This is a genomic window from Rhodococcus sp. IEGM 1406 (assembly GCF_030056745.1).
GTDB classification, from domain to species: domain Bacteria; phylum Actinomycetota; class Actinomycetes; order Mycobacteriales; family Mycobacteriaceae; genus Rhodococcus_F; species Rhodococcus_F erythropolis.
The window spans coordinates 353,564-369,326 of the sequence record NZ_JASHKO010000003.1; the positions used below are offsets into that span (position 1 = coordinate 353,564).

Here is a 15,763-nt window from a genome sequence, read left to right on the forward strand (position 1 = left end):
GTGAATCGATTCGACGACAAGCGCGTCCTCATCAGCGGCGCAGGGTCCGGAATCGGCCAGGCCACCGTTGCCCGCATCCTGGCAGAAGGAGGCACCGTCGTCGCCGCCGACATTTCCGAGACCGGCCTCGAACAGACGCTGAACGCCGCGAAGGACGCCGGCCACTCCGATCGCCTCACCACGGTGAAGGTCGACATCTCCAGCGAAGAGTCTGTTCGCGAACAGGTCGGCGCTGCGATCAAGGCTCTGGGCGGGCTCGACGTGCTGGTCAATGCGGCGGGCATTCTGCGCTCCGCGCACACCCACGAGATGACACTCGATTTCTGGAACACCGTAATCGGGGTCAACCTCACCGGAACATTCCTCATGACGAGGGAATCCCTCCCGGCACTGCTCGAAAGCGGAGCAGGTGTCGTGGTCAACTTCAGTTCCACTTCGGCGACCTTCGCCCACCCGTACATGACGGCATATGCGGCGTCGAAGGGTGGAATCCAATCCTTTACGCACGCACTTGCACTCGAGTACAGCAAGCAGGGTCTTCGCGCCGTGGCCGTCGCACCCGGCAGCATCGCGTCGGGCATGACGTCCGATCCCGGCTTCCCGGCCGACATCGACTTCACGCTGCTCGGCAAGCTTGCCCCGGCAATCGGTGAGGGTTTCGCGCCCCCGTCCGCGGTCGCCGGTGTGATCGCGATGCTCGCTTCCGAGGACGGCTCGTTTGTCACCGGAACGGAAATCCGCATCGACGGCGGCACGCATATGTGATCCCCTGCTGTGCGCCTTTATTAACCCCCGGCGGTTAATAAAGGCGCACAGCAGCGAGGCGGCATACTTGTCTGGCCGCCCGGAACCCGTCCGACGGTACGACGTGCGGTGGGGAGCCAGCGGTGAGCGAATCAACAGGCAGTACAAACCTCGAGCCCGTGCTGATCAGTCCTGTCGTCGGCGGAATGATTCGCACCTGGTCCGAGGACGAGACCCGCTTGTGGAGCGTCGACGATCCCGCCGCTCTCGGCACACTGCTTGGACGCGGCCTCGTAGCTCGTACTGCTCTGCCGGACAACAAGTTCCGAGAAGTTGCGTTTCTGGATACCCAGACCCAGGCCCTCACTGTGCAGCCGCGCTTCGCTTCCCCGGACAGCACTGCCCTCGCCGCACCGTTCAAGCTCACCGACGCGTCCTCCCCGACCGGCGACGCTTGGGAAGATCTCGAATCGGTACTCGCGTCGATCGCGATCTCCGCTGCTGGACGCGGCGAATTCTGGCTCGCGGAACTCGGCGGGTGGGATTCTCCGCACGAGCCGAACTGCCTCTTCACGACCGTCGACGAATCGGGCCTGGCCAACGCAGTCATGGAGGCAACCCCTGCACCGGTGGGCACAGGCGTCTGGCCGGAGGTTCCGAGCGACCAATCCGGCGTTTCGGTGTCGGCACCAGCCTCACAGGACACCATCGAGGCTGCCGGAATCTTCGCGGTTTCAGCGATCGAGACGTGGGGCGTCACACCGTGGGACATCAACCTCACCTTCGGCAAACTGGTCGATTTCGCCTGATCAACGGCGCCGACACGCGGCGGTGAGTTGTACGTCTCCTCTCAGCCGACGGCTCACGGTTCGTCACAACACGCCCGATGGCCACGACATCGACCCCCTCGATGGGCATACTGAGGGAACTGGGGTTACTCCCGGTCACAAATACCCGTGGATCCGCGTCGGGGCGGGTGCGGTCCGACAACACGCGAGCAGCCACAGACACTGGCGGCTCCGAAAGGTTCAATCATGGCAACCGACCAATTACAGACGGTTGTATTGCACGGCGACCAGCTCAAATACGTCGACCAAGGCAGTGGCCCCGTCGTGGTGCTCATTCACGGCCTGCTGGGCGCGCACTCCAACTGGGAACCGCAGATCGAGACGCTCTCGCGTCATTACCGCGTGATCGCCCCTGATCTCTTCGGACACGGTGCGTCGGACAAGCCTGCCGGCGACTATTCACTCAGTGCTCACGCCGCCACTGTGCGTGACCTCCTCGAAGCCCTCGACATTCCGTCGGCCACCCTGGTCGGCCACTCCCTCGGTGGTGGGATCGCGATGCAGACGCTGTATCTGTTCCCCGACCGGGTGGAGCGGCTGTGCCTGGTAGCCAGCGGTGGACTCGGCCCCGAGGTGAGCCCACTCCTACGCGCGGCGACACTGCCCGGCAGCGAACTGGTACTTCCCGTCCTCGCGTCGAGGACGCTGACCGACGTGACCGACAAAGCGCTCGGACTTTTCAACAAGATCGGCCTGTTCAAGCTCGGTGCCAGCGCGAGCGAGGCTCGTAAGAGCTTCGCTTCGGTATCGGACGCGTCGACACGTCAGGCATTTCTGGCGACGGCACGATCGGTCATCAATTACAACGGTCAAACCGTCAATGCCACTCCGCATTTCGCCAACTTCAAGAATCTGCAGGCACTACTGGTGTGGGGTGAGGAGGACACCATCATCCCCAACGCCCACACCGAGAACGCTCGCGCCGAACTACCGCTGGGGCGGGTGGAGATCTTCAAGCGCGCCGGACATTTCCCGCACCTTGACTACCCGGATCGCTTCGACCGCGTCTTCTCCGAATTCATGACGGACTGCGGAGTCGGTATCGGCACCGGACCCAAGGCCGTCAGCAGCTGAACTAGCGCCCCGCAACCAACTCTTCGAGGTAGCTCGCCACGCCGTCCTCGTCGTTCGTGGGCAAAATTCGGTCGGCGAGCTCGATGACCTCGGTTCTCGCGTTGGCCGGCGCCAGAGCCGTTCCAGCCCAGGTCAGCATGGCAACATCGTTGAAGGCGTCACCGGCTGCGGCCACTTCCGACGCGTCGATGCCGTCGATCGCGCACAACTGCGCGAGAGCGCTGGCCTTCGAGACGCCCGCTGCAGCCATTTCCATGTACGGGGCGCCGGAGTGGGTCAACTCCACGCCCTCGATGCCCGCAGCGACGGCTGTTCGGTACAGGTCGGCGCTGGAAACCTCCGCATGCCGGGCCACGATCTTGACCATCGGCTCGACATCGAGCGGCAAGGTGTCGGCCAGCACCATCTCGTGCAGGTGCCGGTGATGGTCCGCGAACTCGCACATAGCGGCGTACTCCGGCTCAGCGAAGAATTGGGTGGGTCCGACATTCGCGAACACGACGCCCGGAACCAGCGACCGAACTTGCTCCATAGCCGTTGCAGCCAAGGATATTTCGATCGAGACGGTGTCGACGATCTCCGGCGTCCCGTCGGCGAGGTCGAGAATCACAGCTCCGTTGGCACACACAGCTTTACCGCGAAATCCGCACGAGTTCGCCAATGTGTGTACCGAATGCCGGGCGCGGGCCGTCGCCCACACAACTTCGATTCCGGCGAGCCGCGCGTTCTCCATGGCCTGCGCGGTGCGCGCCGAAATCGTTCGGTCGGAGCGCAGCAGGGTGCCGTCGAGGTCGGTTGCGAAGATACGAATGCGGGTCACCAGACAATGATGGCAGTCCGTTCGCAGCCCTCACCAACTACGTGACGTGGACCGTTGCTCTGTCAATTACCTGACTGGGTCTCGAGAAGGTGCCGACGCATCTCGCCGAAGACCACACCGAGCCGCTCGACATCTCGCGGGCTCAGCAGATCGAACATGCCCTCCCGCACTGCGGCTACGTGCGCCGGGCTTGCCGACGCCAGTTTGTCGGCACCCGAGTCGGTCAGCTCCGCATTGGCGCCCCTCTTGTCGTCGACACACTCAACCCGGCGCACCCACCCTGCGCCGACCAATCGATTAACGGCCCTGGTCACACCACTTCGGGTAGCCATCACAGCGTCGGCGAGCTCACTCATGCGCAGTTGCCGGCCGGGCGCTTCGGCGAGAGCGACCAGCAGTTCGAAATCGGTGAAGGAAATGTCGGAGTCTCGCACCAACTGCTGATCGAGAACACGCTGGAGCAGTCGGGTCGAGTCCAGGTAAGCCCGCCAGGCCGTTTGCTCCGAGTCGCTCAACCACCGCGTCGATTCCATGACAGCAGCATATCCGAAGTAGTTGACAACGAAATCAAATGATCTATTTTCAATGTAGTTGATCAGTCAACTACCTGTTCGAAGAGAAGGTTCAACCGAGAGGCGGGCGCCATGAGCGACAACAACGCAGTGCAGTTCGACAACGCAGTGCAGTTCGAGGAACGCCGGGCCGAGATCAGGGATCGACATCTGCTCCCCGCCGACAAACGACCCGCATCGACCGCACGCGGCCTGCACCATACGGCCCTGATCAGCAGTGACGTCGAACGAACCGTGAAGTTCTACCAGGATCTCCTCGGATTCCCACTCACCGAGTTGATCGAGAACCGTGACTATCCCGGGTCGTCGCACTTCTTCTTCGACATCGGCAATGGCAACCTTCTGGCCTTCTTCGACTTCCCGGGTCTCGACGTGGGCCCATATCAAGAGGTGCTCGGCGGTCTCCACCACATCGCGATCAGCGTCGAACCTGCCAAGTGGGCGAAGCTGCGCACCCAACTGACCGAGGCCGGCGTCGAACTGATCGAGCACAGCGAGGTTTCGTTGTACTTCCGCGATCCCGACGGCGCTCGACTCGAGCTGATCGCCGACCCGCTCGGCGAGATGTACGGCAATCACGTCCTCTGAAAACTTGCTCTCCCCCACACCATTCGGAAGGCACACCATGACCTCCACTCTGTCGCAGCCGAACCTCGATATCCGTCGATCCGGGGATCGCTTCAAGTCCAATGCCGGCTGGCTGGACTCGAAGCACTCGTTCTCGTTCAGCAATCACTACGACCCGAAGAACACTCACCACGGTCTTCTCCTGGTCAACAACGACGACATCGTCACGCCCGGAATGGGATTCGACACCCACCCGCACCAGGACATGGAGATCGTCACCTGGGTACTGAGAGGTTCTCTCGTACATCAGGATTCGATGGGGCATTCGGGCGTCATCTACCCCGGTCTTGCCCAGCGGATGAGCGCTGGAACGGGAATCCTGCATTCGGAGAAGAACGATTCGTGGCGACTCGGTGATGTGGCGGGTGCGCATTCCCACAAGCACAGCGATCCGGTTCACTTCATCCAGATGTGGGTCGTCCCCGACGAAGCCGGGATCACACCCGGTTACGAGCAGTTGGAGATCGACGCCGAATTGCTTGCCGGTGGGTTGGTTCCGGTCGCCTCGGGTATGGACGCGTACGCCGATCACTCGGCAATCCGGATCAAGAACAAGTACGCCGCGATGCACGTTGCGCGTCTGCAACCCGGACAACCTGTGACCCTGCCGGACGCACCGTTCCTGCATGTTTTTGTCGCCGACGGTCAGGCCGCCATGGAAGGCGTCGGAGTGCTCGAACAAGGTGACGCGGTGCGAGTATCCGGCGGTGGAGGTCAGCAGCTCAGCTCCGATACCGGGGCAGAGGTCATCGTCTGGGAATTGCACGCCACCGTTTCGCAGGGATGACATGAAGCCCTTCTCGTACGACGCTTCACCGGCTCGAATTGTCTTCGGCCAAGGGACGATCGATACGATCGCCGAAGAAGTGCGGCGGCGCGGCCGTAGCCGAGTGATGGTGCTGGCAAGTCGTCGACTCGACGCGGTTGCCGCCGCCGTGACCGAATCTCTCGGCGACATGGCGGTGGTCCGCTTCGACGGCGCTGTGATGCATACTCCGATCGAAGTCACGACAGCCGCGCTGAGACTTGCCGAGAACCATCACGTCGACACGGTCGTCGCGATCGGCGGCGGTTCGGCAACCGGGTTGTCCAAGGCACTGGCACTACGAGCGGGGTTCGATCAGATCGTCGTTCCGACAACGTACGCGGGATCAGAAGTCACTCCGGTGTTGGGTGAAACAGAGAACGGACGCAAGACAACTCGCTCCTCTCCCCACATCAGACCGGAAACCGTCATCTACGACGTCGACCTCACTCTCGATCTGCCGCTGGATACCACCGTCACCAGCGCCGTCAATGCGATGGCGCATGCGGTTGAAGCGTTGTACTCCACCGAGTCCAACCCGATCACGGACTCGATGGCGATCGAGGCGATCTCCGGGATCGCCCGTGCGCTGCCGATCATTGTCGATGATCCGAAAAATCTGGAAGGTAGGGCCGAACTACTGCAAGCAGCCTGGTTGGCCGGAACCTGCTTGGGCACGGTCGGTATGGGGCTTCATCACAAGTTGTGCCACACCCTCGGTGGCAGCTTCGGTTTGCCGCATGCTCCCACCCACACCGTTGTCCTCCCCCACGCGATGGCATTCAACGCGCCTGCTGTCCCGGATGTGATGTCGCGAATAGCGACTGCTCTGGGCGCATCCGATGCCGCTACCGGCGTTTTCGACCTCGTCACCGCGTGCGGCGGACCGACCACTCTGCGAGAACTGGGAATGAGTCACGATCAAATCGAAAATGCAGTCGAACTCGCCACCTCCGCCGCGTATCCGAACCCGCGTGAGATCACCCCGCCGGGCCTGAGCGAACTCCTCGAGAACGCCTGGTCCGGGCGTCGACCCGCCATCAGGTGAGAACTAATCAGGCAGTACCGCCTCGAGGCCTGACGTGTTCGAAGATCAGAATCGTCTCGGTCGCAGCAACCGCTGGATGTGCCGAGAGATTGTTGACGACGAAGTCACGCAACTGCGCCGAATCCGTCGTTGCGACGTGCAGCATGTAGTCGTCGACACCGGCAACGAAGTACACGTTGAGCACCGAGTCCAGCTTGGCGAAATCGTCGCCGAGCCGGTTGAGGTGCGACCGTGCGTTGGCCTGCAGTCGAACTGCGATCATCGCCTGCAGATCCATTCCGAGAGCGGCGGGGTCGATGTCCGCGTGAAATCCCCTGATCACGCCGTTGTCCACCAAGGCGCGCACACGGCCGAGGCATGTCGACGGCGCAATTCCCGCGATCGCGGCCAGCGCATTGTTCGGAATCCTCGCGTCTTTCGCCAGCTCTTCGAGCAGAACCCGGTCGACCTCGTCCAACTTCACGGCAGCCCGAACATGCTTCGGCGAGGCGGCCGTCTGAATACCGATTTTTGAACTTTCGCGCACCATGAATACAGCCTAGAGAATTATCTTCACTTCTCTTCACTATCTGGCGACGAAACTTCATGCTTGGCACCTGCCATTCGAAGAAACAACAGACTCAGTTCGGAGCCGCGTCATGAAGGTCGGAATCCCCCGCGAAATCAAAAACCACGAGTACCGCGTGGCTATCAGCCCAGCAGGCGTCCACGAACTGGTCGGCCGAGGGCACGAGGTCGTCATCGAAACGGGCGCAGGCGTCGGCTCCTCGTTCAGTGACGAGGATTTCAAGGCCGCGGGCGCGCAGATCCTCGGGTCCGCCGATCAGGTCTGGACAGACGCAGATCTGCTCCTGAAGGTCAAAGAACCTATTGCAGAAGAGTATTCGCGACTCCGTAAGGATCAGGTGCTCTTCACCTACCTGCACCTGGCGGCGTCGAAGGAATGCACCGACGCACTCCTGGCTTCGAAGACCACTTCCATCGCCTACGAAACCGTTGTCGGTTCCGACGGTTCACTGCCCCTTCTCGCACCGATGAGCGAAGTAGCCGGACGCCTTGCGCCGCAGGCCGGCGCCTACCACTTGATGCGTCACGGCGGCGGACGCGGAGTGCTGATGGGCGGCGTCCCCGGAGTGCGCCCCGCCAAGGTCGTGGTGATCGGTGCGGGCGTCTCCGGCAAGAACGCCATCGCCGTGGCCTACGGCATGCAGGCCGACGTCACCGTTCTCGATCTGTCGATCGCTCGCCTGCGGGAAATCGACGAGCTGTACCACGGCCAGGTCAAGACCATCACGTCCAACAGCCTCGAACTGGAACAGGCAGTACTCGACGCCGACCTCGTCATCGGCGCAGTGCTGGTCCCCGGGGCGAAGGCGCCGACTCTCGTCTCCAACAGCCTGGTGGCGCGCATGAAGCCGGGTTCTGTCCTGGTCGACATCGCCATCGACCAGGGCGGCTGCTTCGAGGATTCACACGCGACCACGCACGCCGATCCGACGTACCAGGTTCACGGTTCGGTCTTCTACTGCGTTGCGAACATGCCCGGAGCCGTCCCCCGTACGTCGACGTACGCGCTCACCAACGCGACGCTTCCGTACGTCGTCGCATTGGCAGACAAGGGGTGGAGGGACGCGGTCGCGACAGTTCCCGGCCTGGGGTCAGGACTGAGCACACACGACGGCCTGCTCCTGTCCGACAGTGTTGCAGCGGCGCATGGGTACTCGGCTACGACTCTCTGACCCAGGCAGCTCTGACCCCGGCAAGGAAAGCTCGAGATCGCTAGCCTTGATCCATGAGCAATCCTGACATCACGCTGAATTCCGGAACCACGATCCCGCAACTCGGCCTCGGAGTCTGGCAGGCCACCAACGACGAAACCGAGCATGCAGTGCGGTTCGCTCTCGACGACGCCGGCTACCGGCACATCGACACCGCTGCCGCATATGGGAACGAAGAGGGCGTCGGACGAGGTATCGCCAACTCGTCCGTCGCGCGAGAGGACATATTCCTCACCACGAAGCTGTGGAATGCAGATCAGGGCTACGAGCCGGCGTTGAAGGCTTTCGACAGCAGCATCGACAAGCTGGGCGTCGATTACGTCGATCTGTATCTGATCCACTGGCCACTGCAGGACAACGACCGACTCCTCCGCACTTGGGACGCGCTCGAAAAGATCGCGGAATCGGGCCGCGCCAAGGCAATCGGGGTGTGCAACTTCGAGCCGCATCATCTGCAGCTTCTCGTCGATCGCGGCGGATTGTTGCCGGCAGTCGATCAAGTGGAACTGCATCCGCACCTCACGCAGCACGCGATCCGCGACAAGGCCGCCGAGCACGGGATCAAGGTCGAGTCGTGGAGCCCACTCGGCGGTACCAGCAACGCGGGTTGGGGTAAGGCATCGAAGCCCAACACGCTGCTCACCGATCCGATCATCACTCGAATCGGTGACCGCCACAGCAAGACTGCCGCGCAGGTCCTGATCCGTTGGCACCTGCAGAACGGCCTGATCGTCATCCCGAAATCAGTGCATGACGCCCGGATCGCTCAGAACATCGACGTATTCGACTTCGAACTCACTGATCTCGATCTGAGCGAAATCGACACTCTCGACGACGGTACCCGCGTCGGCGCGCATCCCGATGAACTCAACATCGGTGCACCGAACTGATCAAGCCGCTCGTTTGGTGGGGCGAAGCGCATCGATTCCGTTTCGCCTCACCATGGTCCCGAGGGTTTTCCACCACGGCCGAGCCGGATCCGGCTCGCTGCCGTCACCCATTCGATGCAACTGATCGGTGTGCCACTGCAGGTCGAGTGCACCGTCGAGCATCGAGATGTCGGCAACCTTCCCCAACAACTTCCGCGCTCCGAACTCCACAGTCGGGACGATCAATCGTTCCCGATTCGATTCCAGGAGAACGGTTGCCGCGTCGGGAATCGTGATCGTCGGCCGGCCGAGGCCGATCACGTCGCACGCGCCGGAAGCGAGTGCCTCGACCATCGCCGATCGCGAGCGGAAGCCGCCGGTGACCGCCAAGGGAATGTCGCCGGCAATCGCTCGAACCGTCTCGGCATACTCGAGGAAATATGCCTCTCGATCGCGAGTGCTCTGCTTCTGCGCTTTACCCATCATGGCCGGCGATTCATAACTGCCACCGCTGATCTCGATGAGGTCGACCGACTCTTCGGTCAGCGCGCGTACTACTTCTCGCGACTCGTCTTCCGAGAATCCGCCGCGCTGGAAATCAGCCGAGTTGAGTTTGACCGACACCGCAAATCCCGGAGCAACGGTCGAGCGTATGCGCCGAACGATTTCAATCAGAAAGCGTCGTCGACGCTCGGGATCTCCACCCCACTCGTCCGTCCGCTGATTGGACAACGGCGAAAGGAACTGCGCAACAAGATAACCGTGGGCGGCATGTATCTGCACGCCTCCGAAGCCGGAGGACTCGGCGACGCGAGCGGTTTCCGCGAACTTGTCGATGATCTCTTCGATCTCAGCAGTCGAGAGTTCTCGCGGCGTCGCCATTCCCGGAATCTTCAGAGCAATCGCGCTCGGTGCGACCGGTCGACCTCTGCTGGCGATCGGGTTGGATTGCCGCCCTGGGTGGTTCAGCTGCATCCAGATCTCGGCGCCGCCGTTCTTGGCAGTCTTGGCCCAGGCAGTCAGCGCTTCGGCATCACGATCGTCGTCGACGACGACGTTGCCCGGTTCGGCGATCTGCGATCGATCGACCATGACATTGCCGGTGACGAGCAATCCGAACCCGCCACTGCCCCAACGGCCGTACAGCGTTTCCAAGCGGGTGGACGGTCCATGAGTCCGGTCCCCCAGAGCCTCACTGAGCGCAGCTTTCATCGTGCGATTCCGCAGTATCTGCCCACAGGGCAAAGTCAACGATTCTCCGAGTGTGGTCATGGATACCTCTCGCATGAAGGGAAGAAAGTCAATGGCGTGGCGCAGAACCGAAGTGCCGCTTGGTATCGCGCACGAAGCTCGAGAAGATCAGTGAGTTGACCGGTAGCCCGCCGCGCACCGCGAGCGACAGCTTCGGACGCGGCGAGAATGCAAAATTCCACTGCAGTCTCGAACCCACTGCGAGCTCGTCGACGCGGTAGTCCTCCGCGAAGGATTGGAACAGCGGAACATTGGACTGTTCGACGTAAAACGAGTGCCGACGCGTTTCGCCGTCCCAGGTGATGAACTTTTCGCGCATCTGCATCGCGCCACCGCCCACCTCCGCGATTCGGCGCGTGCCGACGCCGTAGGGGCGCGGCGAGGTGTAGTGCACTTTTGTGAGCAGTCGGCACCACGACAAAGGCTCGTCGGCGGTCAGACCGGCCCAGACGACATCAGGTTCGGCGGCGAGGTCGATCGAGTACGTGAAGATATGCGGTGCCGTGTCGAAGAAATCGACACCGACCGGTTCGAGGTCGAACCAATGTGTCATCGCCTACTCCTGCCTAATTAGCCGTTACATGAAGTTACGGATACTTGATGGCCGAAGTCAACCCCCGAAGGCTCAGCGGGACCAAGCCTCAGAACGAGAGAGCCCCTGCAGTGAAGCGATGACCTGTTCGAGCGGCTCGATACTTCGAGTCGTCTGGCACACCGCCACTGCACCTTCGACCGACGTGATCGTCAGGTTTGCCATCGACTTTGCTTGCACTGCAGGATAACCCGCAGTTTCGAGTTGCGATTCGATCAACTTCTGCCATCCCAGCATGACCTCAGCCGATACTTCCGCGACTTCTGGCTCACTGGCGCGTGCCAACCCGCCGGCAATCACCGGGCAGCCGATCGCGAAGTCCGAGCGCGTGAGATTGAGTCGCCAGATGTCTCCGACCGCTTCGATCACGTCGGCAGTGGAACCGGTGGCCGCAGCCGAGCTGATTCGCCTGGTGATGATCGCACCAGCCGCGCGCACAGCTTCGACCATCAGCTCGGTCTTGCCGCCGGGGAAGTGATGGTAAATCGACCCACGGGGCGCGCCGCTGTGCTTGATGACGTCGCTGAAGGATGTCGCATCGACACCGTTGCGGCTGATCAGTTCGACCGCACTACGAATCATGCGATCACGTGAGCTCAGCTCTGCCATGTCACAGATCCTTCGGCCGTCGGTACACCTGTCGACTCATACGCTACGTTATGTATGACGACCTACATAGTGATGGGATGAAACAATGAGTGACGAGACAACCGCAACCGTCGATCCGGCGCAGATGACAGGCCTCGAACTTCTCCGCTGGATGGGAACGCAGGTCAACGACCGACCCAGCATCGGACGCCTCCTCGGCATGGAGATGCGCGAGGTCAACGAGGGATCCGTCAGCTTCGCACTGACCCCGCGTGCCGATTTCAGCAACCCGCTCGGCACCGTGCACGGCGGCATCTGCGCAACGCTGCTCGACTCGGTCATGGGCTGCGCGGTGCACACGATGCTTCCGGCCGGCGTCGGCTACACGACCCTCGAACTCAAGCTCAACTACATCCGCACGGTGCCTCTCGACGGTGACGAACTGACAGCCCACGGCAGTGTCATTCACGTGGGCGGGCGTACCGCGACCGCAGAGGGCAAGGTCTTGGACAAGAACGGCAAGTTGGTGGCGCACGGAACTACGACGTGCATGATTTTTCGCTGAGCCGACGGAGGATGGCGAAAATGTAGCCGCGCCCGACGTGAGCAGGGTGCGAGTACCGATGTACGATCGGCTCGTGACCCTGCTCACTGCGCACCTCTGGTGGCCCGACCGCTGACGGTCAGCCGCAACTGCGTGCTGCCCGGACCGACATCGGGTGGTCCAGCAGGCTCCTCTCCAGGATCCCCGATCCGGCAAATGCCGTACGCGTCGTCGCTACGACCGCCAAGATCAGGTACCGAATCCACGAAGGAGAGTTAGTTGACCACCACCCCACTCAACCGTTCGCTCGAGCCTTTGGGCGTCTCCATCCCGTCGAAAGTGCCGACGCACTGGTACAACCTGGCGGCTGACCTCCCCGAGCCTGTTCCCCCGCACCTGCATCCGGGCACTCGTGAGCCGCTCGGCCCCGAGGACTTGGCGCCGCTGTTCCCGATGAACCTCATCGCGCAGGAAGTCGCAACCGAGCGCTACATCGAGATCCCGGAGACGGTTCGCGAGATCTACGGCATGTGGAGGCCCTCTCCCCTGTTCCGTGCGCACCGACTCGAGCGCGCTCTGGGCACACCTGCTCGCATCTACTACAAGCACGAAGGCGTGAGCCCGGTCGGTTCACACAAGCCGAATACTGCTGTCGCGCAGGCGTACTACAACGCGATCGAAGGAACCACCAAGCTCACCACCGAAACCGGCGCAGGCCAGTGGGGTGCGTCGCTGTCGTTCGCGGGCGCACTGCTCGGACTCGACGTCGAGGTGTGGCAGGTTCGCTCCTCCTTCGATTCGAAGCCGTACCGACGCATCCAGATGGAGGCATACGGCGGAATCTGTCACCCGTCGCCTTCCGACCTGACGGAAGCCGGACGCGCACTGTTGAAGTCGCATCCCGACACCACCGGCTCGCTCGGCATGGCGATCAGTGAGGCCGTCGAGGTCGCTGCGCAGGATCCGAACACGCACTACTCACTCGGTAGCGTGCTGAACCACGTCATGCTTCACCAGACCGTGATCGGTCAGGAAGCAATGGTCCAGCTCGAAGAAGCCGGCGACGCCGTCCCCGACACCGTGTTCGGTTGCGCCGGTGGCGGTTCCAACCTCGCCGGACTCACCTTCCCGTTCCTGGGACGAAACCTTCGCGAAGGCACCAAGACTCGTCTGGTCGCCTGCGAGCCTTCGGCATGCCCGTCCCTCACCCAGGGCGAGTACCGTTACGACTTCGGTGACGTCGCCGGGCTGACTCCGCTGCTCAAGATGCACACTCTGGGTAAGGACTTCGTTCCCCCGGCGATCCATGCCGGTGGCCTTCGCTACCACGGTATGTCGCCGATGGTCTCGCATGCGGTCAACCTCGGACTCATGGATGCGATTGCGGTCGATCAGGACGACGCGCTCCAGGCCGGTCTGATTTTCGCCCGCGCCGAAGGGATCATCCCGGCTCCGGAATCAACCCACGCGGTTGCCGGCGCCATCGCTCACGCTCGCGCCGTCACCGAACCCGAGGTGATTGTGATCGGACTGTCGGGCAACGGTCAGTTGGATCTCCCGGCGTACTCGCCTTACGTCTGACGCCGTCGGTGTGGTGGTCTCGTGTGTGCGAGGCCACCACACTTCGTCACACCGAGCACGTTCCCTATTCGGATCCCAATTCGTCGACGGGTCGGACAGTGATCGAACTTGTCCCCAACACGGTGCCGGGGGCTATCCAAGGATCTTCCGGAGCTGCGCCCGCGACCCGTCGTTCACCGATGAACTCACCGGTTCCCGGATCGATGATCAAGTCGCGACGCTCGTGAACACCACTGAGCCCGAGTGCGATTCCGGATCGACCGTCGAGCGTGGTCTGTTCCACGGTCTCCACACCATCGATTCCGGCGATCGCGCGATACCACTGCGCTTTGACGTCAGGCGGCATCATGCCGGCTCTCAGTATTTCAATCGCGATGTGGAACATCGCTTCCGGCGTCGAACCGCGCGGCGCCGTGTAGTCGCGGAGCCATCGAAGCAACCCCTCGGGGTCAGCGGGCAGCGACCGATAGAAGTTGGGATCGTCCCAGTCGTCCGGAACGCAGTTGATGTTGTCGCGATTGTCGTCGAAGAATCTGCCGCAGCGGGCACGCCATTCCCCGTTTCGGGTTTCGTCGATGTACAGAGCTGATTCACTCTCCGACGTCGTGCCGCCGAGCCACCGCGACTGGCCAGTTGACCGCCGCTCGAGCCATTCTTGTGTTTCGTCTGCCGGAATCCATAGCTGCGAACGGGTTTCGAGCAGGTAGGTGTAGCCGTTGCGTTGAGCGTCGGGCCCTGCTTCGTAGGGAGATCCGTACTCCATCCCCTGTTGGACCCACGCGTGCTCCTCGACGAGTCGAAACGGTCCCTGTTGAACGGAGATCATCTCGATCGATTCGAGAGAGCGCGCGGCTTGCTGTAGGACGTGTTCGGCGGAGGCGAGTTCGATGGAAGGCACCGGCAGCGACACACCATCCGTAGTGCCTGTCTGCTCTGAAGGTGCGAACTGCGCCAGCACCGCAGCCAAGCAGACGGCCATGAGCACCGCGGCACCGGCGTAGACCGAAGCGGGCACGCGCCGCAGAGCAAACCTGCGACTGGGTACCGGCGGAGAACTTTCGGCCGCTTCCGCGTCGGCGAGGACCCGATTCCGGATCGCTGCCAAGGCGTCGACGTCCGGCTTGTCGAGCGCATCGCGGAGTTCGAGCAACGTGTCGTCCAGGGGATCGGTCCGACGATTCGGCATCAGTTCTCTCCCGAGGCTTGTTGGAGGTTTTCGGAGTCGAGCAGCAAAGTCCGCAGGCGAGTGCGTGTGCGGTGCAGCCTGGACCGGACGGTGCTGGCCGGCACGGACAGGATCTCCGCGATCTCAGCCGGCTCGAGATGGGCCCAGGACGAGAGGAGCAGCACGTCGCGTTCGTCCTCCGTCAGCTCGGCGAGTGCCGACGCGATCACCTCGAGGCGGCGGGACGCGTCCACCCGAGCCGTGACAAGGTCTTCCGGCGCAGTCTCGGACACGGCACGTTCGCCATGTACCCGCGCGAGTGCGCGTTCGGCGCGATCCTGGGAGCGAAAGTGTGCCCTGAGCAGGGTGTGGGTGATGCCGAACAACCAAGCGCGAACGGGAGCCCGGCTAGGGTCGTAGGTGGATCGACGATCGATCGCGACGGCAAAAGCCTCGGCGACGAGGTCGTCGGCATGATGTTCGCCGGCTCGGGCACACACGTAGCGACGAAGATCGGCGGCATGGGCGTCGAAGAGTTGAGCGAAGACCTCCGCCACGCGCGGGCTGTGCAGGTCCGGGTCCGGTGTGCCGCGATCACCGGGTGGGCTCGAAGATGTCACGGTGATACTTGGTCGGTGCGGCCCATAGCGTCCCCGGAGTGCCTGAGCGGCCGGCGATAACGAGGGACGATCCGCAATTTCCCCCCGAGTTTTTCACTACGCAGCGACGGTTCTCAGTCTCTTGGTCGGAGACAAACGCTACCCGGCCCTGACGCGGTAGGCCGTGGGCTCGATCTCGCGATCGACATCGTGCCGGCCGTCCGCGAAACGAACCGATCAGTTTGCTCGATCGGTTAC

Annotated in this window: 18 protein-coding genes; 10 read left to right on the forward strand and 8 right to left on the reverse strand. The window is 62.4% G+C overall.

Annotated features, from left to right (window positions below; genetic code table 11):
- The 3 genes from QM596_RS17310 to QM596_RS17320 all read left to right on the forward strand — a co-directional run bounded on the left by QM596_RS17310 (position 1) and on the right by QM596_RS17320 (position 2,666).
- A complete protein-coding gene (locus QM596_RS17310) occupies positions 1-765 on the forward strand; it encodes an SDR family NAD(P)-dependent oxidoreductase (protein WP_003945543.1) in 765 nt (254 codons plus the stop codon).
- Positions 766-887: 122 nt separating this feature from the next.
- Positions 888-1,553, forward strand: coding sequence for a hypothetical protein (locus QM596_RS17315; protein ID WP_283309547.1), 666 nt, complete (start codon positions 888-890; stop codon positions 1,551-1,553).
- Between the two features lie 225 nt (positions 1,554-1,778).
- Positions 1,779-2,666: an alpha/beta fold hydrolase gene (locus QM596_RS17320; RefSeq protein ID WP_003945464.1), complete on the forward strand. Its 888-nt coding sequence runs from the start codon at positions 1,779-1,781 to the stop codon at positions 2,664-2,666.
- A gap of 1 nt (position 2,667) precedes the next feature.
- Here QM596_RS17320 and QM596_RS17325 read toward each other — a convergent pair whose 3' ends face one another.
- Both QM596_RS17325 and QM596_RS17330 read right to left on the reverse strand, forming a co-directional pair.
- A complete protein-coding gene (locus tag QM596_RS17325; protein WP_141487766.1) occupies positions 2,668-3,486 on the reverse strand; it encodes a Cof-type HAD-IIB family hydrolase in 819 nt (272 codons plus the stop codon).
- A 62-nt stretch (positions 3,487-3,548) separates the two neighbouring features.
- Complete coding sequence (locus tag QM596_RS17330; RefSeq protein ID WP_097387861.1) at positions 3,549-4,019, reverse strand: MarR family winged helix-turn-helix transcriptional regulator; 471 nt, start codon at positions 4,017-4,019, stop codon at positions 3,549-3,551.
- A 111-nt stretch (positions 4,020-4,130) separates the two neighbouring features.
- Between QM596_RS17330 and QM596_RS17335 the strand changes: the two genes are divergently transcribed.
- From QM596_RS17335 to QM596_RS17345, 3 genes are read left to right on the forward strand one after another with little or no spacing between them, the layout of a single operon-like run.
- A complete protein-coding gene (locus QM596_RS17335) occupies positions 4,131-4,646 on the forward strand; it encodes a VOC family protein (RefSeq protein WP_020906268.1) in 516 nt (171 codons plus the stop codon).
- Between the two features lie 37 nt (positions 4,647-4,683).
- Positions 4,684-5,472 (forward strand): pirin family protein, encoded by a 789-nt coding sequence (locus QM596_RS17340; protein ID WP_283309548.1) that lies wholly within the window; start codon positions 4,684-4,686, stop codon positions 5,470-5,472.
- A 1-nt stretch (position 5,473) separates the two neighbouring features.
- Positions 5,474-6,538 (forward strand): maleylacetate reductase, encoded by a 1,065-nt coding sequence (locus QM596_RS17345; RefSeq protein WP_283309549.1) that lies wholly within the window; start codon positions 5,474-5,476, stop codon positions 6,536-6,538.
- 7 nt (positions 6,539-6,545) lie between these two features.
- On the opposite strand, the gene QM596_RS17350 is transcribed toward QM596_RS17345, so the two are convergent.
- Positions 6,546-7,067 carry an Lrp/AsnC family transcriptional regulator gene (locus QM596_RS17350; protein WP_019746936.1) on the reverse strand — a complete coding sequence of 174 codons (522 nt, stop codon included), beginning with the start codon at positions 7,065-7,067 and terminating at the stop codon, positions 6,546-6,548.
- 109 nt (positions 7,068-7,176) lie between these two features.
- Here QM596_RS17350 and ald point away from each other — a divergent pair, with 109 nt between their 5' ends.
- Positions 7,177-8,277, forward strand: a complete 1,101-nt coding sequence (ald, locus tag QM596_RS17355) for an alanine dehydrogenase (protein ID WP_283309550.1) — start codon at positions 7,177-7,179, stop codon at positions 8,275-8,277.
- 53 nt (positions 8,278-8,330) lie between these two features.
- Positions 8,331-9,206 (forward strand): aldo/keto reductase, encoded by an 876-nt coding sequence (locus QM596_RS17360; RefSeq protein ID WP_019746934.1) that lies wholly within the window; start codon positions 8,331-8,333, stop codon positions 9,204-9,206.
- Here the strand turns inward: QM596_RS17360 and QM596_RS17365 are convergent, their stop codons facing one another.
- From QM596_RS17365 to QM596_RS17375, 3 genes are all read right to left on the reverse strand, one after another.
- Positions 9,207-10,457 carry an NADH:flavin oxidoreductase/NADH oxidase family protein gene (locus QM596_RS17365; protein ID WP_046377948.1) on the reverse strand — a complete coding sequence of 417 codons (1,251 nt, stop codon included), beginning with the start codon at positions 10,455-10,457 and terminating at the stop codon, positions 9,207-9,209.
- A 28-nt stretch (positions 10,458-10,485) separates the two neighbouring features.
- The gene (locus QM596_RS17370) at positions 10,486-10,989 is read right to left on the reverse strand and encodes an SRPBCC family protein (protein ID WP_283309551.1); all 504 of its coding nucleotides are present in this window, start codon (positions 10,987-10,989) and stop codon (positions 10,486-10,488) included.
- A gap of 72 nt (positions 10,990-11,061) precedes the next feature.
- On the reverse strand, positions 11,062-11,637 hold the full coding sequence (locus tag QM596_RS17375) for a TetR/AcrR family transcriptional regulator (RefSeq protein WP_007734151.1): 576 nt from the start codon (positions 11,635-11,637) through the stop codon (positions 11,062-11,064).
- Positions 11,638-11,722: 85 nt separating this feature from the next.
- Between QM596_RS17375 and QM596_RS17380 the strand changes: the two genes are divergently transcribed.
- Positions 11,723-12,181 (forward strand): PaaI family thioesterase, encoded by a 459-nt coding sequence (locus QM596_RS17380; protein WP_003945940.1) that lies wholly within the window; start codon positions 11,723-11,725, stop codon positions 12,179-12,181.
- 258 nt (positions 12,182-12,439) lie between these two features.
- On the forward strand, positions 12,440-13,741 hold the full coding sequence (locus QM596_RS17385; RefSeq protein WP_283309552.1) for a TrpB-like pyridoxal phosphate-dependent enzyme: 1,302 nt from the start codon (positions 12,440-12,442) through the stop codon (positions 13,739-13,741).
- A gap of 64 nt (positions 13,742-13,805) precedes the next feature.
- On the opposite strand, the gene QM596_RS17390 is transcribed toward QM596_RS17385, so the two are convergent.
- Both QM596_RS17390 and QM596_RS17395 read right to left on the reverse strand, forming a co-directional pair.
- On the reverse strand, positions 13,806-14,927 hold the full coding sequence (locus tag QM596_RS17390) for a CU044_5270 family protein (RefSeq protein ID WP_283309553.1): 1,122 nt from the start codon (positions 14,925-14,927) through the stop codon (positions 13,806-13,808).
- Complete coding sequence (locus QM596_RS17395; protein WP_019746930.1) at positions 14,927-15,526, reverse strand: RNA polymerase sigma factor; 600 nt, start codon at positions 15,524-15,526, stop codon at positions 14,927-14,929. The genes QM596_RS17390 and QM596_RS17395 overlap by 1 nt, the downstream gene beginning before the upstream one ends.
- Between the last annotated feature and the right edge of the window lie 237 nt (positions 15,527-15,763).